The organism is Pseudostreptobacillus hongkongensis (assembly GCF_001559795.1).
Classification (GTDB): domain Bacteria; phylum Fusobacteriota; class Fusobacteriia; order Fusobacteriales; family Leptotrichiaceae; genus Pseudostreptobacillus; species Pseudostreptobacillus hongkongensis.
Map to the genome: position 1 here is coordinate 59421 of NZ_LOHY01000001.1, position 11090 is coordinate 70510.

The 11090-nt window shown below is 28.0% G+C and carries 9 protein-coding genes and 1 pseudogene; all 10 read left to right on the forward strand.

What is annotated here, in order from left to right; all coding sequences use genetic code 11:
* Positions 1-11: 11 nt before the first annotated feature.
* Entirely contained in the window at positions 12-1583 is a 1572-nt protein-coding gene (locus tag AYC59_RS00335) for an extracellular solute-binding protein (RefSeq protein WP_066894015.1), read from the forward strand.
* Between the two features lie 35 nt (positions 1584-1618).
* Complete coding sequence (locus AYC59_RS00340; RefSeq protein WP_066894018.1) at positions 1619-3028, forward strand: sulfatase family protein; 1410 nt, start codon at positions 1619-1621, stop codon at positions 3026-3028.
* Between the two features lie 15 nt (positions 3029-3043).
* The gene (locus AYC59_RS00345) at positions 3044-4234 is read left to right on the forward strand and encodes a glycoside hydrolase family 88 protein (RefSeq protein WP_066894020.1); all 1191 of its coding nucleotides are present in this window, start codon (positions 3044-3046) and stop codon (positions 4232-4234) included.
* 18 nt (positions 4235-4252) lie between these two features.
* A complete protein-coding gene (locus tag AYC59_RS00350) occupies positions 4253-6058 on the forward strand; it encodes a DUF2264 domain-containing protein (RefSeq protein ID WP_066894023.1) in 1806 nt (601 codons plus the stop codon).
* Positions 6059-6071: 13 nt separating this feature from the next.
* Entirely contained in the window at positions 6072-6905 is an 834-nt protein-coding gene (locus tag AYC59_RS00355) for a hypothetical protein (protein WP_066894026.1), read from the forward strand.
* Positions 6906-6919: 14 nt separating this feature from the next.
* On the forward strand, positions 6920-7753 hold the full coding sequence (kduI, locus tag AYC59_RS00360; protein ID WP_066894029.1) for a 5-dehydro-4-deoxy-D-glucuronate isomerase: 834 nt from the start codon (positions 6920-6922) through the stop codon (positions 7751-7753).
* A 14-nt stretch (positions 7754-7767) separates the two neighbouring features.
* Positions 7768-8562, forward strand: a complete 795-nt coding sequence (locus tag AYC59_RS00365) for a gluconate 5-dehydrogenase (protein ID WP_066894031.1) — start codon at positions 7768-7770, stop codon at positions 8560-8562.
* 45 nt (positions 8563-8607) lie between these two features.
* A pseudogene (locus tag AYC59_RS00370) lies at positions 8608-9414 on the forward strand (ABC transporter ATP-binding protein); the annotation flags it as partial.
* Between the two features lie 34 nt (positions 9415-9448).
* The gene (locus AYC59_RS00375) at positions 9449-10219 is read left to right on the forward strand and encodes a sulfite exporter TauE/SafE family protein (RefSeq protein WP_066894034.1); all 771 of its coding nucleotides are present in this window, start codon (positions 9449-9451) and stop codon (positions 10217-10219) included.
* A gap of 239 nt (positions 10220-10458) precedes the next feature.
* Positions 10459-11007 (forward strand): 1-deoxy-D-xylulose-5-phosphate synthase N-terminal domain-containing protein, encoded by a 549-nt coding sequence (locus AYC59_RS00380; protein ID WP_066894037.1) that lies wholly within the window; start codon positions 10459-10461, stop codon positions 11005-11007.
* Positions 11008-11090: the final 83 nt, after the last annotated feature.

The window sequence follows — 11090 nt, forward strand, 5'->3', positions numbered from 1 at the left end:
GGGTGGAATAAATGATGAAAAAGAAAATAACATATTTATTTTTAATAGCTGCAATGTTATTAACTTCTTGTGGTAAATCTAATACAAATGGAGCTAGTACAGATGCTGATAAAAAATTAGAAGGACATTTAATTACTGAAAAACCTGAAGAATTAACAGTTTTTGCAATTCATTTAGGTAAAGCATTAAAATCAGATGCACCAGTTTATAAAAAAGCTTTTGAAATGACAAATATTAATTTAAAAAATGTTGCTTCACAAAATCAAACAGATCAAAAAGAAGCGTTTAATTTATTGGTATCTTCAGGAGAATTACCAGATATAGTTGCGTATGAATTTACTGAAGATTTAGAAGGATTAGGAATAGATGGAGGGCTTGTACCTTTAGAAGATCTAATAGAAAAATATGCACCTAATATTAAGAAATTCTGGGAAGAAAATCCTAGATATAAAAAAGATGCTATAGCAGCAGATGGACATATATATATGATACCTAATTATTATGATTATTTTAATTTTATGCCTTCAACAGGATATTATATAAGAAAAGATTGGATTAAAAAATTAAATCTTAAAGAACCAACAACAGTTGAAGATTTATACAATACTTTAGTAGCATTTAGAGATAAAGATCCAAATGGAAACGGTAAAAAAGATGAAGTTCCTATATTTAGTAGAGGAGATACTATTGCTAAAGTTTTACAACCATTAACAGATATATTTAAAGCAAGAGCAATTTGGTATGATGAAAAAGATAATGTTAAATTTGGTCCTGCTCAACCAGAATATAAAGAAGCAATGAAACAACTTGCTAAATGGTATAAAGAAGGATTAATAGATAAAGAAATATTCACAAGAGGAATCACATCTAGAGATTATATGCTTTCTAATAATTTAGGAGGATTTACTATAGATTGGTTTGGAAGTACAAGTTCATATAATAGTAAACTTGATAAAACTATACCTAATTTTGATTTCAGTATAATAGCTCCTTCTGAATTTAAAGGAGATAATAAAACATACCAAGCAAGAACAACTTATTTAGGAGGATGGGGAATTAGTACTAATTCTAAACATGCAATAGAAGCAATCAAATACTTTGATTTTTGGTATTCACCTGAAGGAAGAAGATTATGGAACTTTGGTATAGAAGGAGAAGAATATACATTAAAAGACGGTAAACCTATATTTACTGATAAAGTATTGAAAAATTCTGAAGGTAAAACACCTTTAGCAGTAATTAGAGAGTCTGGAGCACAATTTAGACTTGGAATGGCACAAGATTCTGAATATGAAAAACAATGGTATGTAAAAGAAGCTGTTGATGCTATAGACTTTTACTTAAAAAATAATTATGTTCATGAATTAATGCCTATATTAAAATATACTAAAGATGAATCTAAAGAGTTTATAAAAATAAATGCTCAATTAAATGCTTATGCAGAAGAAATGTCACAAAAATGGATATTAGGAGTATCTGATGTTGATAAAGATTGGGATAGCTATATCAAGAGATTAAATGATATAGGTTTAGAAAAAGCTGAAAAAATACAAAAAGAAGCATTTATGAGATTTACAAAATAAAATATACTTAGTTTAAAAATAAAGGAGGAGGAAACATGAGTAAACCGAATTTGTTATTTCTATTTGCTGATCAATGGAGAAGAAACTCTGTAGGATTTATGGGGAAAGAAGATGTAATAACACCTAATATAGATTTATTTTCAAATGAAGCACTTTCTTTTGAAAATGCTGTAAGTGGGTGTCCTCTTTGTTCGCCAAGTAGAGCAAGTATATTAACAGGAACATACCCTATAACTCATGGTGTATGGACAAATTGTAAAATAGGTTTAAATGAAGTTGGATTAAAAGAAAGTTCTATTACAATTACTGATGTGTTAAAGAAAAATGGATATAATACGGGTTATATAGGTAAATGGCATCTTGATAGTCCTGAAATGAATAGGAGTGAAAATCCTGTTTCAGGAGCAAGGGATTGGGATGCCTTTACTCCTCCTGGTAAAAAGCGTCATGGAGTAGATTATTGGTATTCATATGGAGCTTATGATAATCATTTAAAACCTCATTATTGGAATAATGATGAAAAAATGATAGAAATAGATAAGTGGTCTGTAGAACATGAAACTGATAAGGCAATAGAATTCCTTGAAAAAAATAAGGGAAATACTTTTTCTTTATTTGTATCATGGAATCCACCGCATACTCCACTTGATTTAGTTCCTGAAAAGTATTTGAAAATGTATGAAGGTAAGACTTTAAAGGTAAATCCTAATGTAATACTTGAAAATGTTATAGATCATACAGAAAGTATGAAAGAAAGTCTTAATTTTAATGAAGAAGAATATCAAATGGTTATGAAAAAATATTTTGCTGCAATAACAGGAATTGATGAAAACTTTGGAAGAATAATAAATTATTTAAAAGAAAATGATTTATATGAAAATACAGTGATTATTCTTACAGCAGATCATGGAGAAATGCTTTGTGGACAAGGTTTATGGAGTAAACATGTTTGGTATGAAGAATCTATAGGAATTCCATTTTTGATAAGATATGGAAATAAATGTTTAACAGGTAAAACAGATACTGTAATGAGTTGTGTTGATATAATGCCTACAATATTATCTTTAATGGATTTAGATATACCAGAAACTGTAGAAGGTACAAATTTAAAAACTACATTATTAGAAGATGTAGAAAATGATAATAAGGCATTTATTGCATGTTATCCAGGACAAATACCTGCTATAAAAGAATTTGAAAAGGTAAATGAAGATAATAAAAGATATGGATGGCGTGCAGTAAAAACTAAAACACATACATATGTTGTAAATAGAGGATATAGACCAAATAGAGAAGTTCAGAGATATCTATATGATAATATCAATGATGAATATCAACTAAATCCTTTAAAATTAAATGACAGTTCTGAAGATAAATTATCTAATGAATTAGAAAATTTACTAAAAGAATGGGCTATTAAATATAAAGATAAATTTAAGTTTTAGTAGATAGGAGTGTATATGGAATTAAATAGAGAAACAGTAGAAAGATATTCTGAAGATATCGAACTTTCAAAGGAAATGCTATATAATGCATTGCACAATGCTTTAGTTAAAATAGATAAAAATATAGAATATTTCATAAATTTATTTCCTAGACCAAATAGTGTAAATAATATCTATCCAGGTATACTAAATGGTGGAGAATGGGATGATTGGACAAGTGGATTTTGGACAGGAATATTATGGCTTGCATATGAAATAACAAAAGATGAAAAATATAGAAAAGTTGCTGAATTTCAACTTAAAAGTTATAAGGAAAGAATAGAAAATAAGAATGCTGTTGATCACCATGATCTTGGATTTTTATACATTCCTTCTGCTGTTGCTCAGTACAAGATAACTAATAGTGAAGCTGCAAAGAAAACAGGTATAATGGCTGCTAAACATTTGATTACAAGATTTAGAGAAAAAGGAGAATTTATTCAAGCATGGGGAGAATTAGGAAATCCTGATAATCATAGATTAATAATAGATTGTAATCTTAATATACCTTTGTTATTCTGGGCAAGTGAAGTTACAGGAGAAGAAAAATATAAAGAAATAGCACAAAAACATGTTAATACAGCTGCAAGTACAGTAGTTAGAAAAGATGGTTCAACTTTCCATACATATTATTTTGATGTAGAAACTGGAAAGCCTTTGAGAGGAAGTACAGCTCAAGGTAGCGGAGATGATTCTTCTTGGGCAAGAGGACAGGCTTGGGGAGTTTATGGTTTTCCTTTAGCTTATAAGTATTTGAAAGATGAAAAGTTTATAAATTTATATAAGACTGTAACTAATTATTTTTTAAATAACCTACCTAAAGATAATGTATGTTATTGGGATTTATGTTTTGATGATACATCGGGAGAAGAAAAAGATACATCTGCAGCAGCTATAGCTATTTGCGGAATGTTAGAAATGAATAAGAATATATCAGGCAATGATAAAGATAAAAAAATATATGATAATGCTGCAAAGCATATTATGAAATCATTAATAGATAACTATACTACAAAAAATTTAAAAGAATCTAATGGATTGTTGAAAGAAGCTGTATATAGTAAACCTCATGGAGTAGGAGTTAATGAATGTTGTATATGGGGAGATTATTTTTATATGGAAGCATTAGTTAGATTCTTGAAACCAGATTTAAAAATTTTCTGGTAAAAATAGAGGTTGAAAATAATGGAGTTTGAGAAAAATAAATTTAGCTTTAAGACTAAAAAAGATATAGAAAAAAGTTTGTTAGATACTATATATCCTTTATCAAAACTATATCTTATAAATGGTCGTTTAGATCTTGGAAGTAGTGGAAGTATATACAAGAAAGATACTAGGAATATAGAAGCTTTTTTAAGAATATTATGGGGTCTTGGACCTTTGTGGTCTGGAAGTTCTTATGATGATTATTTAGATGTGTATATTAATGGACTTACAAATGGTACAAATCCTAAAAGTTATGATTATTTTGGTGATATTACTGATTTTGATCAATTAGCTGTAGAAATGGCAGCTATAGTAGTAACTTTGATGTTAAATAGAGAAAAAATATGGGAAAGATTAAATGAGAAAGAAAAATTTAATCTTACTAATTGGTTAAGACAAATAAATGAAAAGAAAATAGCTAAAAACAACTGGCATTTTTTTAGGATCTTAGTTAATATATGCCTTAAACAATTAGGAGTTGATTATTCTGAAGATAGATTAAGTGAAGATTTAAATATTATAAATTCTTTTTATGTTGGTAATGGATGGTATTATGATGGTGTAGAAAATCAGAGAGATTACTATATATCGTGGGCATTTCATTATTATGGACTTATATATTATAAATTTATGAAAGATTCTGAACCTTTAATGTCAAATATATTTAAAGAAAGAGCAATAGAGTTTTCTAAATCTTATTTATATATGTTTGATAAAAATGGAAATGGAGTTCCTTTTGGAAGAAGTTTGACATATAGATTTGCACAAAGTGCTTTTTGGGCAGCTTTAGTATTTGCTGATATAGAGGCTATTCCTTGGGCTCAGATAAAGTATATGTATATGAAAAATATGAGTAGTTGGTATGATAAAAATATTTTTACGATAGATGGAGTATTAAGTATAGGATATTCATATCAAAATTTATTGATGTCAGAAGGGTATAATGCACCAGGTTCACCTTATTGGGCTTTTAAATCATACTTAATATTAGCAGTAAAAGATGATCATAAATTCTGGGATGTTGAAATGGAAAAACCTGATGATATTAAAGAACAATATTTGAATGTTGAAGGTAGATGTATGTACATTCATACAAATAATAGTAATCATGTACAAATGTTTCCCTTTGGTCAAGATATAAAATATCAACCACATGGAGCAGCTAAATATTCAAAATTTGTTTATTCTACATTATTTGGATTTAGTGTGCCTAAGTCTACGTATTATTACTACGAGAGTGCTTTAGATAATGTTTTGTCGGTTTCAGAAGATGGAGTATATTTTAGACCTAAAGTGAAAGATGAAAAATTTTATGTAAATAAAGAATACATTTCATATAAGTGGAAACCTTATACAGATGTAGATATATATTCAACTATAGTTCCTTGTGGAGATTATCATGTTAGAATACATGAAATAAATACTAATAGAAAACTGGTTATTCGTGAAGGTGGATTTAGTATTCCTTATTATAATAAAGATAAAATTCAAAATGATAAATTTGCTAAATATATTTCTGAAATTGGTACAAGTGAAATAATATCAATAGAAGGTTTTGAAAGTTCAGAGGTAGTAATCCTTGAACCTAATACTAATCTTTTGTATGAAAGAACAGTTTTACCAACCCTTATATCCAATTTAGAAAAAGGTAAACATATTTTAATTTCAATAGTAGGAGGAATACCTAAAGATAATATACCAGTTATACCTATTGTCAAGCATTTTGGTAATAAAGTTAGTATAATGAAAGATAAAAAAGAAATTTTAATAGAGTTAATAAATTAATAGGAGTCTAAAAATGCGAATTAGTATAGAAATTTTAGATAGAAACAATGAAATTAAATTAGCCAAGAATGACTATGATAAAGAACTCACACCTATGAAAACAGAAGGAGAAGATTTAGTTTATTTGGCAACACAAGTTATGCCTATACAATCAGGAGATAAGATATGTGTTAAGGTAGAAAAAGAAGGAGTATATCTATTTGTTAAATTAGATGAAACACTAAATGAAACACTTATATATTTAAAAGATAAAGAATGGATTTATCAACCTTTATTTTCTTTAAATGGATTGGAAGCATCACCTGAATTTTCATTTAGGTCACAAAGACACTATATGCAGGTAAGAGTTGCTAAAGATTTTGAAATTAATGCTTATAGAAATTTAGCATTAAATACTCATGATCAAAAAGAAGAAAGTGGAGCATATCCTCATGCTTATGCTAATGTTGAGACAAGGAATGATTCAACATTCTTTGCTAAAAATGCTATAGATGGTATTTTTGCAAATAATAGTCATGGATCTTATCCTTATCAATCATGGGGGATAAATAGACAAAAAGATGCAGCTTTAACTATAGATTTTGGAAGAGATGTTAAATTGGATAAAATAGGTTTAACTTTAAGAGCTGATTTCCCGCATGATAGTTATTGGGAACACGTAAGTATAACTTTTGATTCAGGGTATAAATTGATATTAGATTTAAATAAAGATAATAGACCTCAATATTTTGATATACCGAATATTGTGACTAGTAAAATAGTATTAGATAATTTAATAAAAAGTGATAAAGATGATTCGCCTTTTCCAGCATTAACACAAATTGAATGTTTTGGAGTGAATTTCTAAGATAGGAGTAAACAATGGAAGTAAGATATACACATAGTCCTAAGGACATAGAACATTATAGTACTAAAGAATTAAGAGATGAATTTTTGGTAGAAAAAGTATTTTTACCAGGAGAAATAAAATTAACATATACACATAATGATAGAATGATATTTGGCGGAGTTATGCCGCTTGATAAAGAATTAGAAATAAAATTAGATAAAGAATTAGGTGTTAATTATTTCTTAGAACGTCGTGAATTAGGAGTTATAAATATAGGTGGAGAAGGAATAATAGAAATAGATGGTAAATTAGATAATATGAAAAAACAAGATGGTTACTATATTTCAAGAGGAACAAAAGAAGTTAAATTTAAATCTGTAGATAAAATGAATCCAGCTAAATTTTATGTTGTATCAGTGCCAGCACATAATGATTATCCTAATGTAAAAATAAGTATAGATCAAATAAAACCGCTAGAAGCAGGTGAAGATTTAACATTAAATAAAAGAAAGATATATCAATATATACACCCTAATATATGTGAAAGTTGTCAATTACAAATGGGGTATACAATATTAGAACCAGGAAGTTCATGGAATACTATGCCTTGTCATACACACGAAAGAAGAATGGAAACATATGTATATTTTGATTTTCCTTCTGATTATACAAAAGTATTTCATTTGATGGGGAAACCAGATGAAACAAAACATTTAGTAGTTGGAAATGAACAAGCAATAATATCACCTAGTTGGTCAATACATTCAGGAGTAGGGACAACAAATTATTCATTTATTTGGTCAATGTGTGGAGAAAATATAACATACACAGATATGGATATGGTAGATATGAATGATTTAAAATAAAGGGAGTGTAATAAATGAAGGAATTATTTAATTTAGAAGGTAAAGTAGCATTAGTTACAGGGGCAACATATGGAATAGGTTTTTCCATGGCTTTAGGTCTTGCAAAAAGTGGTGCAAGAATAGTGTTTAATGATATAAATGAAGAATTAGTAGAAAAGGGTAGAAAAGCATATGAAGAAGCTGGAATAAACGCTAAGGGATATGTTTGTGATGTAACAAATGAAGAAGCTGTAAAAGAGTTAATTACAAAAATAGAAAATGAAATAGGAATTGTTGATATTTTAGTTAATAATGCAGGGATTATAAAAAGAATACCTATGACTGAAATGAGTGTAGAAGATTTTAGAAAAGTAATAGATGTTGACTTAAATGCACCTTTCATAGTATCTAAAGCTGTAATACCAGGAATGATAAAAAAAGGTCATGGTAAGATAATAAATATATGTTCAATGATGTCAGAATTAGGACGTGAAACAGTTAGTGCATATGCTGCAGCTAAAGGTGGTCTTAAGATGTTAACTAAAAATATTTGTAGTGAATTTGGAGATAAAAATATACAATGTAATGGTATAGGGCCTGGTTATATAGCTACTCCACAAACTGCCCCTTTAAGAGAAAAACAAGCAGATGGCTCAAGACATCCTTTTGATAGTTTTATAATATCAAAAACACCTGCAGGTAGATGGGGAGAACCTGATGATTTGGTTGGACCAGCTGTATTTCTTGCAAGTGATGCAAGTAATTTTGTAAATGGACATATACTTTATGTAGATGGTGGAATACTAGCATATATAGGGAAACAACCTTAAAAATAAGTATTAATAATTTATAAAATATATTAAGGAGTTAAGAAAATGGCAGAAGTAATATTAAAAGGGGTAGAAAAAGAGTATCCAAATGGATTCAAAGCAGTACACGGGATAGATTTAGAAATAAAAGACGGAGAATTCATGGTATTTGTAGGGCCATCAGGATGTGCAAAATCAACAACATTAAGAATGATAGCAGGACTAGAAGAAATAACAGGAGGAGAAGTATACATAGGAGATCAACTAGTAAATGATGTACCACCAAAAGATAGAGGAATAGCAATGGTATTCCAAAACTATGCACTATATCCACATATGACAGTATATGAAAATATGGCATTTGGATTAAAATTAAAGAAGACACCGAAAGAAGAAATAGATAGAAGAGTAAAAGATGCAGCAGCAAAGTTAGAAATAACAGAGTTATTAGATAGAAAACCAAAAGAAATGTCAGGAGGACAAAGACAAAGGGTAGCATTAGGACGTGCTATAGTAAGAGAACCAAAAGTATTTTTATTTGATGAACCATTATCAAACTTAGATGCAAAACTAAGAGTATCAATGCGTGTAAGAATAACACAATTACATAAAGAGTTAAAGACAACAATGATATATGTAACACATGATCAAGTAGAAGCAATGACAATGGGAGATAGAATAACAGTATTAAAATTAGGAAGAATAATGCAAGTAGACACACCATTAAACTTATATCATAAACCAGCAAATAAATTTGTTGCAGGATTTATAGGGTCACCAACAATGAACTTATTAGAAGCAACATTGGTGGAAAAAGAAGGAAAAGTATATGTAGATATAGATGGATCACAAGTGGAGCTAGCATCAAATAAGGCNNGAAGAAAATATCAGTTTATAGAAGTTTGAAATGATAATTTTAATTTATAGTGTGATAATTATAATGGCTACAATACTTGGAGCAATATCAGGATTAGGTGGTGGAGTCATTATTAAACCTTTATTTGATGCTGTAGGATTTCATGATATGTCAACAATAGGATTTTATTCATCGGTTGCAGTATTAACTATGAGTATAGTTTCTATAATTAAACAAATGAAAAAAGGTTTTATTTTTAATTTTAAAATGTTATTTTGGATATCCTTAGGTTCATTTGTTGGAGGTGTTATAGGAGAAAAAATATTTAATACGGTAACATACAGATATGAGAATTCTACGGTTAAGATGATACAAGGAATTTGTTTGGGTATAACTTTAGTTGCTATATTAATTTATACTTTAAATAAAAACAAGTTAAAGTCATATAATTTAACAAGTTATATATACATTTTTGTTTCTGGATTTCTTTTAGGGAGTGTATCAGTTTTTTTAGGTATAGGAGGAGGTCCTTTAAATATAGCTGTTTTAATATTATTTTTTTCATACAATATGAAAGAAGCTACAGTTTATTCTATAGCTACTATATTTTTTGCACAAATTTCTAAATTAGGTAGTGTTATTTTTACTAATACATTTTTAAATTACGATTTATCCTTACTTCCATTTATATGCCTTTCAGCTATTATAGGGGGCTTCATTGGAACTTTGATTAATCAAAAATTAGATAGTAAAAAAATTGAGAAGATTTATTTAGGAATAATTTTGAGCTTAATAATGGTATCTATATATAATGTTTTTTAATAATTATGTGAACTAATTTTTTCATAAATAGTTTAAACCCTAAATTTTGTATAGAGGCTGAAAAGGCCTCTATTTTATTTTGTAATTATACGATATAATTTTTAAAATAAACTATTGACTTGGAATTAATTCTAAGTTAAAAAATAGAAAAACATGAAAAAATATTGAAAGATAGGGGAAATATGTATTTAGAAATAATTAATGGACCAGAAGATGTTAAAAAATTAAATATAGAATAAATGAAGATACTTGCACAAGAAATTAGGGATGTAGTTATAATAAGAGATTCAAAATATGGAGGTCATTTTGGACCTAATTTAGGAATAGTAGAAACAACGATAGCATTACACTATGTTTTTGAATCGCCAAAAGATAAATTTGTATTTGATGTGTCTCATCAAACATATCCACACAAGATGCTTACAGGTAGAAAAATTGCGATATTAGGTTTAGGAACTTTTTATCATTTAGCAGAAAAAGTAGCAGACTTATATAAAGAAAAAACAGGAATAGATATAACGGTTGTTAATTCTATGTATATAACTGGTATAGATACAGATTTAATGGAAGATTTAAGAATGAATCATGGTATTATTGTAACTCTTGAAGATGGTATTTTAAATGGTGGTTTTGGAGAAAAAATAGCAAGCTATTTTGGAAATTCTAGTATAACAGTACTTAATTATGGTCTTAAAAAAGAATTTATAGATCGTTATAATATAAAAGAAGTATTAAAAGATAATAGATTAGATGAAGATTTAATATTAGAAGATTTATTGGAATATTAATCACACAAATATATATTGTTGAGACTATTATTAATATAATAAATGGTTTGAATTTTTTACAAATAGGTAAACTAAAATATCAA

Bases quoted from the DNA above. Each gene is read 5' to 3' on its own strand.
- AYC59_RS00380 (WP_066894037.1), top strand. From the start codon at position 10,459: ATGAAGATACTTGCACAAGAAATTAGGGATGTAGTTATAATAAGAGAT.
- AYC59_RS00335 (WP_066894015.1), top strand. From the start codon at position 12: ATGATGAAAAAGAAAATAACATATTTATTTTTAATAGCTGCAATGTTA.
- AYC59_RS00375 (WP_066894034.1), top strand. From the start codon at position 9,449: ATGATAATTTTAATTTATAGTGTGATAATTATAATGGCTACAATACTT.
- kduI (WP_066894029.1), top strand. From the start codon at position 6,920: ATGGAAGTAAGATATACACATAGTCCTAAGGACATAGAACATTATAGT.
- AYC59_RS00355 (WP_066894026.1), top strand. From the start codon at position 6,072: ATGCGAATTAGTATAGAAATTTTAGATAGAAACAATGAAATTAAATTA.
- AYC59_RS00345 (WP_066894020.1), top strand. From the start codon at position 3,044: ATGGAATTAAATAGAGAAACAGTAGAAAGATATTCTGAAGATATCGAA.
- AYC59_RS00365 (WP_066894031.1), top strand. From the start codon at position 7,768: ATGAAGGAATTATTTAATTTAGAAGGTAAAGTAGCATTAGTTACAGGG.
- AYC59_RS00340 (WP_066894018.1), top strand. From the start codon at position 1,619: ATGAGTAAACCGAATTTGTTATTTCTATTTGCTGATCAATGGAGAAGA.
- AYC59_RS00350 (WP_066894023.1), top strand. From the start codon at position 4,253: ATGGAGTTTGAGAAAAATAAATTTAGCTTTAAGACTAAAAAAGATATA.